The organism is Shewanella japonica (assembly GCF_002075795.1).
Taxonomy (GTDB): domain Bacteria; phylum Pseudomonadota; class Gammaproteobacteria; order Enterobacterales; family Shewanellaceae; genus Shewanella; species Shewanella japonica.
Genome location: NZ_CP020472.1, coordinates 891457 through 911327, shown reverse-complemented (window position 1 = coordinate 911327; position 19871 = coordinate 891457). Strand labels below are relative to the sequence as shown.

Below are 19871 nucleotides of genomic sequence, written 5' to 3'. Positions count from 1 at the left end.
AAGGAGTAACACCTGACATGAGTAAAGGTAAATCATTACCAGATACATGGATTAAAAATCAGCAAGCAGCAAAAGCAACACAAGTGGCTTTTGACCTCGATGAAAAGTTCCAATACTTAATTCGTAAAGCAGCGCTAGATGCAGGTGTTAGCCCTTCAGATCAAATTCGCTCAATCCTAGGCTTAGAAGTGACTAAACGCCCTAAGCGTCCAAGGTTAACAGTGTCATTAAGCCAAGATGACTATGCAATTTTGGCACACAGATATGGTTTAGAAGCTGATGCTCAGCTAGAAATCAAAAAACGTGTGCTAGATGATTTAGTTCAATTTGTTGATGAATAAGCACTACAACCAACCTATACGCAAAACACGCCCTTTGGCGTGTTTTTTTATACCTTTAGATTGTCTCTAAAAGGTTACATTGTTAGCATCACCACAACGCAATATTCTCAAAACGGATTTTACTATGATCGAAAAAAAACGTTGGTCACTAAAAGCAGTAAATGGCCCGAGCCCTTTTGACTTAGCTATGATGATCCTGTCGCTGTTCTCTGTCATCGTGGTGCTAATCCTGACATTTGGAAACGTTGACGCAGAAACACGCAGGCTATTACTGTTTATCGATCTCAGTATTTGTATGATTTTTATGTCGCGTTTTTTTTACGGTCTCATAAAAGCCAACAACAAGAAATTCTATCTTCAACATCATTGGATTGACTTCGTTGCCAGTATTCCCGCCATTGAAGCACTGCGTATTGCGCGTGTATTCCAAATTCTTCGGGTTATACGCTTAATACGTGTTAGTCGCACCTTAATTATTCCACTGATTAGACAACGCAAACAAACCACTTTAGCGAGCTTGTTGTTAGCAATGGTCTTCATTTTAACCACTGCCTCTATTGTCATCTTATTGGTTGAAGCAGGTACTGAAGGCGCTAATATAGAGACCGCTGAACAAGCCATTTGGTGGACCTTGGTTACCATTTCAACCGTGGGATATGGAGATTACTACCCTGTAAGCACTGTGGGGCATGTCGTTGGCGCCCTTGTTATTATGAGTGGCGTAAGCTTTTTTGGTGTGATATCGGGCTACATGGCCTCAGTCTTTGTCGCACCAGATGACCATGAACGTAGCGAGAATAATAAGAAAGAAATTAAATTTGAACTTGAAAAAGCCTTATTGAGAATGGAAGAAAATCAGCAGCAAATGGAGCAAAACCAGCAAGTCATGTTAGCTGAAATCAGTCGATTACGGGAAGAACTTAATCAACAAAACAAGACTCGTGAATAGCGCAAGTGACATAAAAAAACCTATCGTAATGATAGGTTTTTTTTGGGCGCTAATCCAATGCTTACCAATAAGGCTGATTATTAAGCGCGCTTTTACGTGAGTGCTCCATTGCAAAGAGTAAACTGGCTTCTTTGTCTTGAAGCCAATCGCTGATATCCACTTCACTTTGCTCAGTTAATTTAGCTAAAAGCTGATAGCAACCTAACGTTTGAATACCTAATGCCAGATCTTGCCATGGCGCTCTAAATGCTTCTCGATCATCAGATTGGTACAGCTCGCCATAAGCAAAACCGACCAAAATACTTTCATCTAACCCTTGTGCGACTTGTTGATAATCTAAACTGTCCATTGCCGCAGATATTGGCATTAAATCAACAATTTTTTGCCAAGAGTCCTGCTGAAGATGATTAGCAAATAAACCTAATTCGGGATAATCAACTAATTGGTGGCTCCCATTCGCGGTTTTTAGTAACAACTCAACCAGTGCCAATTGTAATTGGCCGTATTCAGGCAGTTGCCATAAACAGCTTAATCGTTGGTTTAAAACCAACTCATTGACGCTTTGCTGCACGAGTGGAATGATTTGAGTTTTATCGATGCGTTTGCCCAGCAACTTTTGTGGCTCATCGAGTAATAAGCTCAAACTTTGCAGTGGCTCGATAAATTGTAATTTTTGTTCAATCACATCAAAGTGGGTTAATACATCGCTATTAAGTAAGCCAAATTGCATCAAGGTTAATCTTAATAACCTGACACATGCTCTGAGCTGACTCCATAATTTTGCTTGTTGAACAATATCATTGGTATCAATAAGTAAGGCTTCTATAACCTGCCAGCGCTCAATACCAGTTTCAAGTAACACCTCTAATGTTTTAGATAAGCTTTTATCAGTAGGCAAACAAATATAATCAATCTGTTCTAGTGCTATGGCAGGTAAGTGTCCTGCTAAATGATAGCCGCGTTGCGCTTTACTCGCCTTACCTAAACGGACAGGTATATGCTTAGCAACTTCAATTGCAAGGTGCAGTAACGCCGATGTCTCTCCAGCCAGTAATTCAAACTCAATCTCGCAAATCGGATCAACCTCTCCATTTGCGATCACTTTTCCAACATCAAACGCCACTTCAACTAAACTGCCTTCAATGTATATGTGCCATGCCTGACGGGTAAAGTTCGTTTCAAATACGCAGGTTAACTCAGCTTGTAGCGCATCAATATCCGCTTCTTCAGGCCATACTTCTTTCGGAAAAAGCGCCAACTCGGGTTTATCTTGGGAAAGCGGCACATTATATTCAGGTCGAGAGTGAATCCCCCCCGAAACTGTTCCAGCTGTTTTAATGGTTTGCTCGGTGAAATTTTCACCCTTTCTGATACGCAAGCCCATTTTCCAGCTGCGAAGTTGTAACTTGGCTGTATCAAAATATTTATTTGTTAAACTTGTGATATTTTGTGGTGTTGAATCACTCATTCCGTTAAGTAATTTAACAAGCAAATCATTGTGTTGCGACTGCATAAACAGCTTAAGTTCAATCTCTGCGTCCATTGACTTTCTACTCATCTTGTCATTAAATCTTCATCAATGCGTCATAATAAATTCACAATGTCACATTTCTGTCATAAAAATCCCTTAGGATTGCGCAACTCAGTTCTATATACTGAGCCGTATTAACTGTAGATTAAATTAAAAACACAGTTTCATTATGCGGACGCTTGAGGTAACATGCGCCCGTTTTTCCAACATTGGAATCATTAAATAGGTTAACCGCAATGCCAGTAAACTCTATTTTAGGTGTGTTTGCAAAATCACCCCTTAAACCATTAGAACAGCATATAGATAAAGTGCACGAATGTGCATCTTTACTCGTACCATTCTTTGAAGCAACCACTGCTGGAGATTGGGATAAAGCTGTAAGTGTTCGTAAGCAAATTAGCTTATTAGAAAATGACGCTGACGCGCTAAAGCGTGAAATCCGTCTCACCCTTCCTAGTGGGTTGTTTATGCCAGTTGAGCGTACTGACTTGCTTGAGTTGTTAACTCAGCAAGACAAAATTGCCAACAAAGCTAAAGACATCTCAGGCCGTATTATCGGTCGCCAATTAGTGTTCCCTCAACCAGTTCAAGCACCGTTTAATGCTTACCTCAAACGTTGTTTAGATGCTGTCTCTCTTGCTAAGCAAGCAATTAACGAACTCGATGACCTTCTTGAAACAGGTTTCCGTGGTCGTGAAGTCGAATTAGTAGCCAAGATGATCAATGAATTAGATCTAATTGAAGCTGATTCTGATGATTTGCAGATCCAAGTACGTCGTTTACTACTAAGCTTGGAAGCAGATTTGAATCCTGTCGATGTCATGTTTATGTACAAGATCATCGAATGGGTTGGAGGCTTGGCTGATCTAGCTGAGCGTGTAGGCTCTCGCCTAGAGCTAATGTTAGCTCGCAGTTCATAACTAAAAAAGTTATCAAGGAAACAACATGGTTGATGTATTAGTCACCAATGGCCCAATGCTAATTGGTATTGCGGCTGTATTTGGATTTTTGATGGCATGGGGTATTGGCGCGAATGACGTTGCTAATGCTATGGGTACCTCAGTAGGTTCCAACGCCATCACAATCAAACAAGCAATTATTATTGCAATGATCTTCGAGTTCGCTGGGGCTTATTTAGCCGGTGGCGAAGTTACCAGTACTATCCGTAAAGGGATTATTGACGCTAGCTTCTTCGTCGATTCACCAGAACTTCTGGTTTACGGCATGATCGGCGCACTACTCGCTGCGGGTCTATGGTTAGTTGCGGCATCAGCATTAGGCTGGCCAGTATCAACAACTCACTCAATTGTTGGTGCGATTGTTGGTTTCGCTGCAGTAGGTGTAGGTACTGAAGCGGTTGAATGGGGTAAAGTTGTTGGCATTATCGGTTCATGGGTGGTCACACCTGCGATTTCCGGCTTTATTGCTTTCATGATTTTCCAAAGTGTTCAAAAGTTAATTTTTAATACTGACGACCCTTTAGCTAATGCAAGACGTTACGTTCCTTTCTATATGGCACTTGCTGGCTTCGTTATGTCACTTGTTACCATTACTAAAGGTCTAAAACATGTTGGTCTACACTTCTCAACCGTTGAAGCGTACGGCTTAGCAATTGCTGTTGCTATTGGTGTTGGTATTTTCGGTAAAGTCGCTATTGGTCGCTTAAACATGAGCACTGATATTAATCGTCAAACTGAATATGCAAACGTTGAAAAAGTCTTCGCAATCTTAATGGTTGTTACAGCATGTTGTATGGCGTTTGCTCATGGTTCAAATGACGTTGCTAACGCAATTGGCCCATTAGCTGCAGTTGTATCTGTAGTTAACAGTGGCGGTGCAATTGAATCGAAAGCAGCACTTGCATGGTGGATTCTTCCTTTAGGTGCTATCGGTATCGTAATGGGTCTAGCTATCTTTGGTAAGCGTGTCATGCAGACCATTGGTAAAAACATTACTCATCTGACTCCAAGCCGTGGTTTTGCCGCTGAATTAGCTGCTGCATCAACCGTGGTAATTGCTTCTGGTACTGGTTTACCCATTTCAACAACTCAAACATTAGTTGGTGCGGTATTAGGTGTGGGTATGGCACGTGGTATTGCTGCAATTAATATCGGTGTAGTTCGTAACATCGTTATTTCTTGGGTAGTAACGTTACCAGCCGGCGCTGCATTATCTATCTTGTTCTTCTTCACCATCAAAGGTGTATTCAGCTAAGATTGCTGAGATAGATAGCCAAAATAAAGCCAGTCCTTGTGACTGGCTTTTTTATTGCCTAAAACAAACCGAACAGATTATGGAGCATAAAAAATCCACCCAGTTATTAATTGATGACACTTTTGCAGCAATTTTCACGTAAAAGTCGTCAAAAAATCAGTAATCCCGCTTATTTAAATAAGACTTTGCGGTTCTTCCTTGCAATCAAGACAGTAAATAAATAGCATGACGGATAGTTCTAATGGTATGGAAAAATAACGTGTTCAGAATGCTTACAATAGTAGCTTTGCTACTGCTCTCAAAAGGTTTAATGGCTCAGACGCATTACATTACTGACGATGTGTTTATTTACATCCACGGTGGTCCAGGTACCCAATATCGTATTTTAGGCAGCATTGAGGCTGGTCAAACGATTACCTTATTAAATGAAACTCAAAATGAATACAGTAAAATTCGTGATCATAAAAATCGTGAAGGCTGGGTAAAGTCTGATTTAATTGAAACTGGAACGAGTTTACGAAATCGCTTACCGCTACTAGAAGCTGAGTTAGCAAAAACTAAAACCACCTTATCTCAACTTGATCAAAGTTCAGAGTCTGTTGCTCAGGAGCTGACTTCAGCTAACAATCAGATTGCTTCTTTACAGTCTGAATTATCAAGAGTGACAAATGAGCGTGATAGCAGTAATCAACAACTGCAATCAATCAAAGATAACGCCCAGTCAAAGATGTGGCAGCAAGGTGCAATGATTGCCGGTTTAGGCGCCTTGATTGGTATTATCTTGGTTTACTTGCCAAGACCACAACGCAAACAAAAAAGCCGCTGGATGTAAGTTTTAACGGCTAAATGAAATCTATTGCTCCAGGCTTGTATTACGACAAGCGGCTGGACTAGATTCAATCAACGATTAAACCAGTGCTTGCGCTGGTTTTTTTATTTATAGACAGCATGAGACTTTTGCATTGCTTATTGTCTCCTGCTTGCCTCTGGTAAATTTCTATTAAAAATAGTTATCTTGAAACTTTCCACCATACATTTCACTACCATTAATCCTGATCAGCGGATTGTACGACCAAAGTCCTCTGTACCAAAACATGCTATCGGGTGATAGTAACTAACACGCTAAAAAGCCGTAAAGAAACGAGCTTTGATATTTTGCAACGCAAAGTAATTGATTGTCTTTTAACGTGTTTATAGCAGGCATCAATGAACTCAACTCTGATGCATTTACCTAAAAATGTTGATGGGATCTTAGCCATTATCATCCAAATTATTGAGCATAAAACAGTCGACACTTTTATTTACAATCACATTTCTTTGCAAACATTGCTCAATGTCACATTTTAATATTATAATCGCCTCGATTTTCGTACATTGTATACAAAATAAAAAATATCATAATAAAACAACTTGTTTACATCAGGTAGTAAACAGCTAAAGACGGAATGAAAATTATGTTTAAAGCTAGTGAAGTACTAAACGGCCATTACGACAATGCCAGCCTAGATGAGCTATTCTCAGCCATAACAAATAATTACATCGTTGATGAAGAGCAATATCTAACTGAACTCTTGAAGTTAGTACCGTCATCTGACACCGATATTAAACAAGTGACGGATCGAGCCCATGAATTAGTCACTAAAGTTCGTCAGTACGAAAAGAAAGGCTTAATGGTAGGCATTGATGCCTTTTTGCAGCAATACAGTTTAGAAACACAAGAAGGCATTATTTTAATGTGTCTTGCTGAAGCACTGTTGCGTATTCCTGATGCAGCGACTGCCGATGCGTTAATTGAAGATAAGCTTTCTGGTGCTAAGTGGGATTTACACCTTAAGAAAAGCGATTCATTGTTAGTCAATGCATCCACCTGGGGATTAATGCTTACAGGTAAAATCGTTAAGCTCGATAAGAATATTGATGGTAAGCCAAGCAGTTTATTAAATCGACTCATCAATCGCGCAGGTGAACCTGTTATTCGTCAAGCCATGAATGCCGCAATGAAAATCATGGGTAAGCAATTTGTTTTAGGGCAAACCGTTCAAGAGGGCCTTAAAAACAGCACAGCTAAACGTCAACAAGGCTATACCCACAGCTACGACATGTTAGGTGAAGCCGCATTCACAGCTACAGATGCACAAAAATATTATCTCGACTACAGCAATGCCATTCGTCAATTAGGCGCTCAGTCGTATGAAGAATCAAATACACCTTTACCGACTATTTCGATCAAGCTTTCAGCTCTTCATCCGCGATATGAAGTCGCCAACGAGGATAGAGTATTAAGCGAGCTTTATGACACTGTGATTAAACTTTGTGTTCAAGCGCGTGAGCTAAATATTGGTATTTCTATCGATGCAGAAGAAATGGATCGCTTAGAGTTATCGTTAAAGCTATTTAAAAAGTTGTATAACGCTGAAGAAATTAAAGGATGGGGATTATTAGGTATTGTCGTCCAAGCTTACTCTAAGCGTGCTCTGCCCGTTCTATGTTGGTTGACGAAGCTTTCTCGTGAACAAGGAGATGAAATCCCATTACGTCTAGTAAAAGGCGCTTATTGGGATAGTGAATTAAAATGGGCTCAACAAGCAGGCGATGGCGGTTACCCACTATTTACCCGTAAAGCAGGTACTGATGTGTCATACCTTGCCTGTGCAAGATACTTATTGTCAGAAGCCACTCGTGGAGCTATTTACCCACAGTTTGCCACTCATAATGCACAAACTGTAGCCAGTATCAGTGCGATGGCCGGTGATAGAAACTATGAATATCAGCGTTTACATGGCATGGGCGAAGAGCTTTATGACACCATGCTTGCTGAAGCTGGCGCTAAAGCTGTCAGAATTTATGCACCGATCGGCGCGCATAAAGATCTCTTACCATACTTAGTCAGAAGATTACTTGAAAATGGTGCCAACACTTCTTTTGTGCATAAATTAGTTGACCCTAAAACCCCTATCGACAGCTTAGTGGTTCACCCTGTTATCACACTCAAATCCTATAAAACTTTAGCCAATAATAAAATCGTCTTGCCGGAAGATATCTTCGGCGAAGAACGTAAAAACTCTAAAGGACTTAACATGAATATCATCTCCGAATCCGAGCCATTTTTCGCAGGAATTGAAAAATTTAGCCAAACTCAATGGCAAGCTGGCCCATTAGTTAATGGCGAGACGCTAACGGGTGAAACGATTAATGTTGTCAGTCCTTTTGATACTAACCAAGCTGTTGGTAAAGTGGCCTTTGCAAATAACCAAGCCGTTGAATTAGCACTAAGCTCTGCTCAAGCATCGTTCCACAGCTGGAGCCACACTCCAGTTGAAGAACGTGCTAACGCTCTTCAAAAACTGGCGGATTTGCTCGAAGAAAATCGTGAAGAGTTAATCGCACTTTGTACCCGTGAAGCGGGAAAAAGTATTCAAGACGGGATTGATGAAGTCCGTGAAGCCGTCGATTTTTGTCGCTACTACGCCATTCAAGCTAAAAAAATGATGGCTAAGCCTGAACTACTCCCAGGCCCAACGGGTGAGCTAAATGAATTATTCATTCAAGGACGTGGGATTTTTGTTTGTATTAGCCCATGGAACTTCCCTTTAGCGATTTTCTTAGGCCAAGTAACAGCTGCACTTGCTGCAGGTAACACTGTAGTTGCAAAACCAGCTGAACAAACATCAATTGTCGGCTATCGCGCAGTACAACTGGCTCACGAAGCGGGTATTCCGACTGATGTTTTACAATTCTTACCGGGTACAGGCGCAACGGTAGGCGCAGCAATTACCTCTGATGAACGTATTGGTGGTGTGTGTTTTACAGGGTCAACAGGCACAGCAAAATTAATTAATCGTACTTTAGCAAATCGTGAAGGCGCAATTATTCCATTAATTGCTGAAACTGGTGGCCAAAATGCCATGATTGTCGATTCTACTTCACAGGCTGAGCAAGTGGTTGCTGATGTTGTTGCTTCATCATTTACCAGTGCCGGACAACGATGCTCAGCGTTACGAGTGCTGTTCTTACAAGAAGATATTGCCGACCGTGTGCTTGATGTCATGCAAGGGGCAATGGAAGAGCTCAGTATTGGTAACCCTAGTTCAGTTAAAACCGATGTAGGGCCTGTGATTGATGCAACAGCTCAAGCTAACCTCAATGCGCATATTGATCATATCAGCCAAGTGGGCAAATTGATTAAGAAAAATCAACTTCCTGAAGGCACAGAAAATGGTTACTTTGTTGCACCAACAGCGGTTGAAATTGATTCAATCAAAGTGCTTGATAAAGAACATTTTGGACCAATACTGCACGTTATACGTTACAAGGCTGCCAACCTTGCAGAGGTAATTAATGAAATTAATAGCACAGGGTTTGGGTTAACCTTAGGGATCCACAGCCGTAACGAAAGCCATGCACTTAATCTAGCGGATAAAGTTGATGTGGGTAATGTGTATATCAACCGTAACCAGATTGGCGCTGTCGTCGGCGTACAACCTTTTGGTGGCCAAGGTTTATCTGGTACTGGCCCTAAAGCAGGCGGACCGCATTACCTTACTCGCTTTATCACTGAGAAAACACGTACTAATAACATTACTGCCATTGGCGGTAATGCGACATTACTGTCTTTAGGCGATGCGGATTAACCTTATCCAAAGATAAGGTTGACTATCTAAGCCTTCATTTAAAGCTCGCCACAGTGCGAGCTTTTTTTTACCTACGAATTTATGTTCAAAATAGCATCGCCACGCTGAGTTTTTGCACTCAATTGTTAACCCGATTAAACAAAACATAACGAACAATGTAAAAGTCGCCAGAGAAGCAAAGAAGTCTAGACGTCTAGATTGACACTAATTTATAGATCTCCTATGCTTGCCAGAACTTAAGAAGTCATCATAATACTGATTATTAATACAGAGCTTGCTAAAGTAGCTTTGAACTTCGAAAGACTAGAACACTGCACTTTTGACACTAAATAAACAATAAGAGAGACAACCTTGACGACACAACAAACAACAACGAGCCCAGCCTCCTTTATTGCTTTATTGCCTCTATTTGCTTTTCTTGCATTATTTATTGGCGCGGGCGTTTACTTTCAAAGCCAAGGTGTAGACTTTGCGTTTTATCAACTACCAAGTGTAATCGCCATTTTACCAGCGATTATTCTGGCGCTGCTGCTCTCTAAGCAGAAACTAAACCAATCTATTGATACCTTTATTGCGGGTATCGGCCATAGCAATATCATTGCAATGTGTCTTATTTATTTGCTTGCTGGCGCATTCGCCTCTATTGCAAAAGCAACGGGCGGCGTTGATGCAACTGTTGCTTTGGGACTGTCAATGATCCCATCTAGCATGTTGCTACCAGGCTTTTTTGTTATCGCCGCCTTTATTGCTACTGCAATGGGTACATCAATGGGCACCATTGCCGCCGTTGCACCTATTGCTTTAGGCGTTGCCGACCAAGCCCAAATTGATTATGCCTTAATGGCGGGTGCTGTTATGTCTGGCGCATTATTTGGTGATAACTTATCGATTATTTCTGACACTACAATTGCTGCAACTCGCACTCAGGGTTGTGAGATGAAAGATAAGTTCCGTGAAAACTTAATCTTTGCCTTGCCTGCATCGATAATTACATTGGTTTTATTTGCTTTTGCAGGCCAAGGACAAGCAGAAGTTGCGCCACAAGAAATCGACTTAATCAATGTCATTCCTTACTTAACTATCTTATTTTTAGCTGTCGCAGGCGTAAACGTCTTCGTCGTGCTAACTGTCGGTATATTGCTTGCTGGTGCAACTGGACTGTTTATCGCCGATTACAGCGTTATCCAGTTCGGTCAAGATATCTATGCTGGTTTTACTAACATGCAAGAAATCTTCATTCTTTCAATGTTAGTCGGTGGTTTAGCTGCGTTAATGCAACAACAAGGTGGCTTGAAGTTTGTTAGCGAGAAAATCGAAGCACTGATTAAACGTTTCTCAAAGGCAAAAGGCGGCACTTCAACCCGCGCGGCAGAATTAGGGATGGCAAGTATTGTTGCAGCAACCAACACCTGTGTAGCTAACAATACCGTATCGATTGTTGTCGCCAGTGATATTGCTAAAGAGCTTGCTCAAAAGCATGGTGTTGCGCCTAAACGTGCAGCAAGTGTACTGGATATCTTTGCTTGTATTATTCAAGGCCTAATTCCACATGGCGCTCAAGCACTACTAATAGCATCGACGTTTGCCATTAGTCCACTTGCTGCAATTTCAAATGCTTGGTACTGCATGATCTTAGCCGTTGTTGCTATCGCTATTGTAATTTTGCGTAAGCGAGCTTAATCAAAACTATCTAATACACGTCAACAATACATCTTTAAAGCCTGATATCGCTGCCGCAACGCTGGAGCAATATCAGGTTTTTTTCGTTATTTTTGCTGATTAAAACACGTAAACAGTGATATTCTGAGTTAAACATTTAGTTAACAATGGCCCCATGTCTAGCTCAATCGAATCAAATAAACATTACGACCTTCATTTAATGATTATTTTCATGTCGTTAGCGACGGCTGTGATCAGTGGACTAGGAATTGGAACCGCATTAATCGCTGAAGTGGCACGATTGGGCGTCAGTCCGTTAAGTATACGTGCAGACACCTTGGGCGATTATATGACCTCCCCTTTAGCAATCGTTTATAATATGGGCTTGGTCATTGGTGGCGCTTGCTTAATGCTATCTATGTTAGCTCGCTATTATGTTTTTGAGGACTTTTATAGCCGTACAATCACCGTAACCGGGGCGACATTAGGCGTGCTCATTGTGTTAATTGGTATCTTTCCGATCAACTTTTTAGAACAACATCGGTTCTTTTCTACCGGATATTTGATTTGCACCTTTGTGCTACACAGCTTTTGTTTTATTGATTATTTCCGCAAGAATAGCTCTCTTTCCGCTTCCTTATTCGCTTTCAATATCATCGGCCTGATTTTTTCAGTCGCACTGATGTATTTACTGAATTGGTCTACATTGGATTTTGACCCATGCTCTCATAAGGCTCACGAAATTTGTTGGGTCTCACTGGTCATGTGGGTGCTCACTCAAGCCAATATTTTATGGTGTGTACTGCTTGGATTAACTATGCGAAAAATGATAAAAACTCAGCAGCGCCAGCTCTCGACACTGACCTTTGCGAGTAACTAGCCTTGCCAGTAAACATGCGTTTAGAACAATATCTAGCTCATTGCGGCGTCAGTTCACGTCGCCAGGCTCAGCGCCTCATTGCGGCAGGAAGAGTGACATTTAATGGTCAATTAGCTAGCCCTCTTGATAGGGTCAATGCCAACGCTATCAATCCGAATATTTTATTAGACGGCGCCCCTATCGCTCCCATCGAAACCAAGCAATATTGGTTGTACCATAAACCGGTTGGTATTGATTGTCGTTTATTACCCGATTTACCTTCCAGCCTGATTCATATTCTACCAGCAGCCCCTAGACTGTATCCTGCTGGACGATTGGATAAGGATTCCCGTGGTTTGTTATTGCTGACTAATGATGGTGAGCTTACCCATAAGTTAATGCACCCAGATTATGGGCATCAAAAAGTGTATTTGGTTACTGTAGATCGAGACTTTTCAGCTGAATTTATTGAAAAAATGGCAAACGGGGTGAGCTACAAAGACGTCACCACAAAACCATGCGATGTAGAAGCAGTTTCGAGCAACCAATTTAAAATCACACTGACTCAAGGGCTGAATCGTCAGATCCGAAGAATGGCTAAGGCCTTAGGTTATACTGTCATTGATTTGGTCAGATTAAGCATGATGAATTGTGAATTATTAGACTTGCCAGAAAAACAAATGCGGCCATTAGAGGCCGCAGAAATTAGCTTATTAAGGCATCAACTTAAGCTGTAGATGCCTGTTAAATAAGACTTGCTTAATGGACGATTTCCATCTCTTCCAATAAGTTTTCAGCATTATCTAAGTACTTCATCACCCATAGCATGTAGCGGCTATCAACTTGAATTGAGCGATTAGTTTGTGGGTCGTAGCCCCAGTCTCCAATAATTGATTCATACACACCATCAAATAACAGACCGACTAATTCAGCACGGCCATTTAGTGTTGGAGATCCAGAGTTACCACCTGTGGTGTCAAGCGTCGATAAGAAGTTAACCGGAACAGAATCTAACGATTTAACGTAGTAATCGCCATATTGTTTGTTTTTGATTAGCTCAAGCTGTTTAGCTGGCGCATCAAACGGATCTGCACCAGTGTCTTTAGCAAGGATACCTTCTAAGCGAGTAAATGGCACTGCAACTAGTCCATCTTGTGGGCTGTAACCTTTCACATTACCTACAGTCACACGTAAACTTGAGTTAGCATCAGCATATACTGGCTTACCTAACTCTTTATTGTACGCGATAATTGCATCCATATATTGAGGGCGCACCTTCATTAAATCACCAGCAAGTTGTTTACGTGCCTTTTCTTGCTTCATTCTTTCATCATAAGTGCTAACAGCATATTGAATAAACGGATCTTTTGACTTTTTAAACTCAGCAACAGACTTATCCATCCACGCCAATCGAACCGCTTTATCTGAAAGTTCAGTTTTGGCATACATCTTATCAAGGGTCTTGCTCAATTTAGCGCTATCGGCACTTTTACCAATAGCGAATGCTTTATCAAATGCTGGTAAGCGATCAGCTTGAGGTAATGCTGCGTAACGGCTCATTAAGTCTAATAACATCGCTTTATCAACACTGGCAGCATATCGACGCTCAATACGCTCCATACCAGAAGTAAAGCGAGTCATATCTCGCTCTTGATACCCAGGTTCACGATCCATATCAGCCAATGTTTTCTCGTTCGCTAAGCGATATAAACGTTCAGCTGTCGACATCATTGAACTGTAACCCATATAGCTCATGATTAAATCGCGCTCTTGCTGTTGCTGGCTTTGCTTAATTAGCTTATCCAGTTGTGCTAAGACTTCGCCATATTGTGATTTACGCTTACTATCAGCTTTTATCCACTGCGACAGTTTTAGCTCTAGCGCTTTACGATCATCAAGCATGGTCGACTTGCCATAAAACTCAATCATTGAGGTAAAGTTTTTCGCATAGTTAGCTAACCCAGCGATAGCACTCTCATACTTAATTCGTTCATCACTGCCTTCTGGCGCGGTCTCTTTGATGATTTCAATTAGGCGCTCACGAAGTACTTTCCCTTCTGGGTAAGCCCATTCAAATTGGTTCTCAACTTCATTAGCTGTGCGGTAACGATTAGTGCGACCTGGATAACCAGCAACCATTACAAAATCACCGTCACTAACCCCTTTAGCAGAGACTTTTAAAAAGCTTTTAGGCTCGTAAGGAACGTTATCCTTACTAAAGTCAGCAGGCTTACCGTCTTTACCTACGTATGCGCGATAAAAAGAGTAATCTCCCGTGTGGCGAGGCCACATCCAATTATCGATATCACCACCATATTTACCAACACTACCCGCTGGATTATAGGTTAAGCGAACGTCACGAATTTCCATTTGTTTCACAAGGTAATACTCTAGACCACCATGAAAACTATAAACTTTACAACGATATCCATCTTCAGCTTCACATTCAGCAACTAATGCTTTTTCTTGTTGCTCGATACCTTTATAGAACTCATTACCGACTTTATTCATTTGACCTGACTTCACTCTATCAGTCACATCAGTTACCGCCTCGGTAACATAAATTCGTGAACCAGGGGTTGCTGGCAATTCCTCTGCGTAAGTTTTCGCTAAGAAGCCTTCTTTTAACAGGTTTTTTTCAGGGGTAGAGTTGTATTGAATTGAGCCATACGCACAATGGTGATTGGTTACAACCAAGCCTTTAGGAGACACAAATGATGCTGTACAACCACCAAGGCTTATCACAGCATTCATTGGAAATTCCGTTAACTTAGAGATTGATTTTGCATCAATTTCTAACCCTTTTGCTTTAAGTTCATCAGCCATTGCTGGTAATTGATAAGGTTGCCACATCCCCTCATCAGCTTGTGCAGAAAAAGATGCCAAGATTGCGGCACTTAATAACCATTTTTTCATGTTGTTAATTCCATTTGATTCACAATAGTGAGTGTGTTGTTTGTTATACCTATTTAATAGCAAAAAGATGAACAAAAGCAGACCACTAAACTTACTTTTAGGCCAATAAAAAAGTCAGGCATATAGCCTGACTTTATCATATTGAAACAAAGGAATAATAGCCTTAGACAAACTCAGTTACATTCCTTTCTAAAAAACGTTAACTGAGGTTTACATTTTAGCCCAGTGCGACCATTAATTGCGCTAGCACAATCATCACACCTAAGAGCCCTGTTACGCCCAGCGCAAGATTTCCACCAGCGACTTCATAGCCACCCATTTGCGCTTTACGTTGCTTCAATGCCATTGCAATTGGCAAGAATATGATCATGACAACTAGCGGTATAGCGGCAAAACCCAACACTTGGAAGAACCCATCAGGATAGTAAAGCGCACATAACAATGGTGGAACAAACGTGATTAACCATGTTTTAGCTCGGCCTGCTTTATCATCTCTTGCACGAGTTAATTCAGCCACATAATCAAACAAACTCATGGTCACACCCAAAAATGATGTAATCAACGCAAGGTTAGCAAATAAGTCGATAAACTGACTTACGATAGCTGACTGAGCAACACCTTGAAGAGCATTAACGAGATCAGGTAAAGAACCAGCAAAACCATGAACGGTTTCCCCACCTAAAGTACCCAGCGTCACAAGTAGCCACAATATGTAGCAAAATAGCGGTATTGTTGAACCAATCAGCAATATTTTACGTAACGATACCGCATCGCCATCTAGGTATCTGACGATCGTTGCAATACACACATGGAAACCAAATGAGGTAAATACCACAGGTATGGCAGCTAACCACAGTTGATCCAATTTATCGCCTTCAGCGACATTGGCAGAGAAGTTAGTCAATGAAGCAACAATATTCACTTCTGGCAATAAAAAGGCAACCACAAGTACAAGCAACACCACCATAGCGGTGAATAAGACTCTTGAAACCTTATCAATCCAAGTCACGCCGATAGCAATAAAACCACCGAAGATTAAAGTAAATAGCAATACTGAGACTTGGTTATTTAAATCCACACCTAATAACGGCTCTAAACGGGTTTCAAGTAATGAAGAACCGCCCATTAGATACACCATTGTCAAAGCAAATAGCAGGCTTAAAAATGAAGCACCTTGAATTAACTGACCCACTTTGCCTAAGGTTTTACCCGTTATGCCGTGAACATTATCACCCACACCAGCGCGTAAATTAATCTCAAGCATGAGTAAAGAGGTATAAGCCGATAATCCCCAAATGACAACCAGTAACATAATCGCAGGCATAATCCCTAATGCTGCAGTCGCTAGCGGCAACGCTAGCATTCCTCCCCCAATTGCAGTACCTGCAACAATGGCTATTGAGCCAAGCATTTTTAAGTTCAAAACATGAGTCCCGTTTAATTTTTATTTATTGGTCGTTATTTGGCTAGATTGAAAGTGTGTATAACATTTCATCGAGCTGTTTTGACAGTATCAGATGCTTCTTGTAACAAGCAAGACACTTAGTTATATAAAGGCTTACAAGCCTGTTAATAAACAATTACGCAACATTAATTTAAAAACTTAAATGCAATAATATTGCAATGGCGTAGCATTACGCCGCTACAATCAATATTTACACTAAATCGGCATAAAAAGACAAGTGAAGCAACTAAGAGGAATGACGTTAAGGAATAGAACAATTAGGCTAACAGCTTAGAAATGAAAAATAAACGCAAAAAAGGGAAGGCATCTGCCTTCCCTTATATTTTGAACATAACACTCTGTTTAATACTATTTAAGCATTAACAAGATTAAAGAGCATGATTACGCTTCTAACAATGCTTTAATGCGTTGTCCGTAGTCAGGATCAGCTTTAGTGAAATGTGCCAGCATTTTTTGCTGAACATCTTGAGTCACTTGACCGAGTGTACCTGCAATCGTTTCCGCAAGGCGTTGTTTTTCTTCCTCACTGAAGATGCGATATAGATTACCTGCTTGAGTATAATCATCTTGGTCATAACGGCTGTATCTATCAGCTTCCCCATCAAGTCTTAGCGGTGGCTCAGCAAATTGGCTCGCATCTTGTAGGCCCGTGTCAACTGAATTTGGACCATAGTTAGGTGTTGCATCGCCGCCTGTTTGGTTACCGTTATAAGGGCATTGCGTTCCTGCCATCGCGCCGCCACGTTGATGATGGTTAGCCTTCGCTGCATGCGGACAGTTAACTGGAAGTTGATTATAGTTGGCACCAATTCGATAACGCTGTGCATCTGCATAAGCAAATAAACGGGCTTGCAGCATCTTATCTGGAGACGCGCCCACACCTGGTACAAGGTTACTTGGTGCTAAAGCTACTTGCTCAACTTCTGCAAAGTAGTTTTCAGGTAAGCGATTAAGCTCAAGTTCACCAATTTCAATCAAAGGATAATCAGCATGTGGCCATACTTTTGTTAGATCAAATGGATTGATCGCATAAGTATTCGCTTCAGCTTCCGGCATAATCTGGACATTTACAGTCCATTTAGGGAAGTTTTTATCGTTAATTGCGGCAACCATATCACGCTGCGACGAATCAGGGTCAATCCCTTTTAATTTATCCGCTTGCTCGCCAGTTAAATTAACTACACCTTGTTGCGATTTAAAGTGGAACTTCACCCAGAAACGCTCACCTTTGGCATTCCAGAAAGAAAACGTATGCGAACCATAGCCGTGCATTTGGCGATAATTAGCCGGGATCCCACGGTCTGACATTAAAATTGTCACTTGATGCATTGCTTCTGGGTTTAATGACCAGAAATCCCACATGGCTTGTGGATCTTTTAGGTTTGTATGTGGGTTACGCTTTTGTGTATGAATAAAATCAGGGAATTTAATACCATCTCTTAAAAAGAAAGTTGGCGTATTGTTACCCACAATATCGTGATTACCTTGCTTGGTATAAAAACGTAAACCAAAGCCACGAGGATCGCGCTCTGCATCAGCAGATCCCATCTCACCGCCTACTGTTGAAAATCGAACAAATGTTTCAGTTTCTTTTCCAACGCCATTGAAGTGCTCAGCAATGGTGTAGTCACTTAAATCTTTGGTTAAGGTAAATTTACCGTAAACACCCGTTCCCTTAGCATGAACAATACGCTCTGGAATTCTTTCACGATTGAAATGAGCTAGTTTCTCAATTAAATGCCAGTCTTGGAGTAAAACGGGGCCTCGTTCTCCTGCTGTTAATGCATTTTGATCGTCAGCTATTGGTGCGCCACTTTGGCTAGTTAAATAATGTGAAGTAGTCATTCTCTATTTATTCCTTTTAGTTATCTTGTAGCCACATTTCAATTAAATCGTGGACGGTTGCCATGATGCTCTCTCCTGGCTCAGTATTTATTGCGATAAATCAATAATAGTGACGAAAAGCAATTATCTAAAGCGATTAAATTCGATGATAGCAATAGAAAATAACGATTCAAGATTAATATCTGATTTATATAGTAAAAGTGTGTAAATTAGTTTGTAATTGAGATTCATTCACATTAAAAAGGAAAGTTTTGATAAAAATAGCTGCGTTTTTCCTTCAATAGGCGCCTCTGAGCCGACAAAGAAAAACTTAAAATGTGCTAAGAAGATTACCGAAAATGATTCAGAAAAAATGCGATAGTTTGACTTAATTATCGCATTCAAATACCACGCAGTTTTCTGGTGTAATTTGACTGTAGAGTAATCTTTTGTGGTTTGAACTGTAGTTGGAACTATGGTTTAAACTAGCCAAGACGTTGGCTCAATAAAGAAAGCCTTTCCAGGTACTGAAAAGGCTTAAGCTTGTTTCAAATCAAAGGCGCAAGTAACACCACTACCAATGCCAAAAGAACGCTAGTTGATTCATCCTGTCTTATCAGGCCTTATCATTTGAAGCAGGTTCGGGCTCTCGATACAGTTTCACTAAGTAATAAATATCAATCAATACAATAAAAAAGTTCACTAATGCCACAGGTATAGCACTAATTGCGAGTCCGTAAGCGACAAACAAAGCTGCACCAATTAAATTCCACCAGCGAAGCTTTTTAATATTCGACATCATGAGTGAAATAGCCACCACTACAGATGCTAAATAACCCACCCACTCCCATATTGTTGCAGATTCCATTCATTAATCCTTAATTGTCTTTATTACTTCAGTGTAGCTAATCTTCATAAGTTATGCTGCTAGCCTGCCTTTCTTGCTACAACAGCAGCTGTCATTCGAGAAATACAGCACAACTCGCCTGCACTATTGGTTATAAGAACCTCCCAGACTGAGCTACGCTTACCAATATGAACAGGTTTGGTTGTAGCAATCAGCTCACCTTTACGCGATGCTTTTAAATGATTGGCATTTATTTCTTGGCCCACACAATAAAAGTTCTCAAAATCGACAACAAAATTAGCAGCATAACTTGCAACAGTTTCCGCCAATGCGACATTAGCTCCACCATGAACAATACCTAAGGGATTGTGAACTGCAGGGTCTGCTGGCATCGTTGCAACCATATAATCATCACCAATTTCGGTAATTTTAATGCCTAACGTTTTCATTAAGGTGCCTTTACCATGGAGCCCACTGTCCATTTTGGCGCAATTCTCTAAGGTAACTTCTCTAAACCAAATACTCATCTTGTCATCCATATCAAAAAACTGTCTTCAGTCTACTGGCTCGCTTTTTAATATCAACGCTTTTACAGATAAAGTTTTTAACAACAAAAAGGGATGGCAAGCCATCCC

General features: G+C 40.9%; 16 protein-coding genes. 10 read left to right on the top strand and 6 right to left on the bottom strand.

Translation table 11 applies throughout. The features are described from left to right. Positions 1-17 precede the first annotated feature (17 nt). Together SJ2017_RS03870 and SJ2017_RS03865 are read left to right on the top strand one after the other, a co-directional pair. On the top strand, positions 18-341 hold the full coding sequence (locus tag SJ2017_RS03870) for a hypothetical protein (protein ID WP_055022628.1): 324 nt from the start codon (positions 18-20) through the stop codon (positions 339-341). Between the two features lie 124 nt (positions 342-465). Further along, the gene (locus tag SJ2017_RS03865) at positions 466-1290 is read left to right on the top strand and encodes an ion transporter (RefSeq protein ID WP_080914919.1); all 825 of its coding nucleotides are present in this window, start codon (positions 466-468) and stop codon (positions 1288-1290) included. Positions 1291-1351: 61 nt separating this feature from the next. Here the strand turns inward: SJ2017_RS03865 and SJ2017_RS03860 are convergent, their stop codons facing one another. Beyond that, a complete protein-coding gene (locus tag SJ2017_RS03860; protein WP_156003138.1) occupies positions 1352-2833 on the bottom strand; it encodes a CYTH domain-containing protein in 1482 nt (493 codons plus the stop codon). A 224-nt stretch (positions 2834-3057) separates the two neighbouring features. On the opposite strand from SJ2017_RS03860, the gene SJ2017_RS03855 reads away from it, so the two are divergent. From SJ2017_RS03855 to SJ2017_RS03825, 8 genes are all read left to right on the top strand, one after another. Then, positions 3058-3741, top strand: a complete 684-nt coding sequence (locus SJ2017_RS03855; protein ID WP_055022631.1) for a TIGR00153 family protein — start codon at positions 3058-3060, stop codon at positions 3739-3741. A gap of 25 nt (positions 3742-3766) precedes the next feature. Next, positions 3767-5035 (top strand): inorganic phosphate transporter, encoded by a 1269-nt coding sequence (locus tag SJ2017_RS03850; RefSeq protein ID WP_055022632.1) that lies wholly within the window; start codon positions 3767-3769, stop codon positions 5033-5035. A 268-nt stretch (positions 5036-5303) separates the two neighbouring features. After that, positions 5304-5867 carry a TIGR04211 family SH3 domain-containing protein gene (locus SJ2017_RS03845; protein WP_244899767.1) on the top strand — a complete coding sequence of 188 codons (564 nt, stop codon included), beginning with the start codon at positions 5304-5306 and terminating at the stop codon, positions 5865-5867. 374 nt (positions 5868-6241) lie between these two features. Further along, positions 6242-6382, top strand: a complete 141-nt coding sequence (locus tag SJ2017_RS21395; protein WP_156003135.1) for a hypothetical protein — start codon at positions 6242-6244, stop codon at positions 6380-6382. Positions 6383-6489: 107 nt separating this feature from the next. Beyond that, positions 6490-9666: a bifunctional proline dehydrogenase/L-glutamate gamma-semialdehyde dehydrogenase PutA gene (gene putA / locus SJ2017_RS03840; RefSeq protein WP_080914917.1), complete on the top strand. Its 3177-nt coding sequence runs from the start codon at positions 6490-6492 to the stop codon at positions 9664-9666. A 351-nt stretch (positions 9667-10017) separates the two neighbouring features. Beyond that, the gene (locus SJ2017_RS03835; RefSeq protein WP_080914916.1) at positions 10018-11346 is read left to right on the top strand and encodes a Na+/H+ antiporter NhaC family protein; all 1329 of its coding nucleotides are present in this window, start codon (positions 10018-10020) and stop codon (positions 11344-11346) included. A 154-nt stretch (positions 11347-11500) separates the two neighbouring features. Then, on the top strand, positions 11501-12205 hold the full coding sequence (locus SJ2017_RS03830) for a DUF998 domain-containing protein (protein ID WP_167692885.1): 705 nt from the start codon (positions 11501-11503) through the stop codon (positions 12203-12205). A 14-nt stretch (positions 12206-12219) separates the two neighbouring features. After that, entirely contained in the window at positions 12220-12921 is a 702-nt protein-coding gene (locus tag SJ2017_RS03825; RefSeq protein ID WP_080914915.1) for a 23S rRNA pseudouridine(2604) synthase RluF, read from the top strand. A 22-nt stretch (positions 12922-12943) separates the two neighbouring features. Here the strand turns inward: SJ2017_RS03825 and SJ2017_RS03820 are convergent, their stop codons facing one another. From SJ2017_RS03820 to SJ2017_RS03800, 5 genes are all read right to left on the bottom strand, one after another. After that, positions 12944-15100, bottom strand: coding sequence for a S46 family peptidase (locus SJ2017_RS03820; protein ID WP_080914914.1), 2157 nt, complete (start codon positions 15098-15100; stop codon positions 12944-12946). 217 nt (positions 15101-15317) lie between these two features. Further along, on the bottom strand, positions 15318-16523 hold the full coding sequence (locus SJ2017_RS03815; protein ID WP_080914913.1) for an amino acid permease: 1206 nt from the start codon (positions 16521-16523) through the stop codon (positions 15318-15320). 423 nt (positions 16524-16946) lie between these two features. Further along, positions 16947-18410, bottom strand: coding sequence for a catalase KatB (katB, locus tag SJ2017_RS03810; protein WP_065109818.1), 1464 nt, complete (start codon positions 18408-18410; stop codon positions 16947-16949). 595 nt (positions 18411-19005) lie between these two features. Continuing rightward, the gene (locus SJ2017_RS03805) at positions 19006-19257 is read right to left on the bottom strand and encodes a YgjV family protein (protein WP_055022639.1); all 252 of its coding nucleotides are present in this window, start codon (positions 19255-19257) and stop codon (positions 19006-19008) included. Between the two features lie 59 nt (positions 19258-19316). After that, positions 19317-19763: a PaaI family thioesterase gene (locus tag SJ2017_RS03800; RefSeq protein WP_055022640.1), complete on the bottom strand. Its 447-nt coding sequence runs from the start codon at positions 19761-19763 to the stop codon at positions 19317-19319. Positions 19764-19871: the final 108 nt, after the last annotated feature.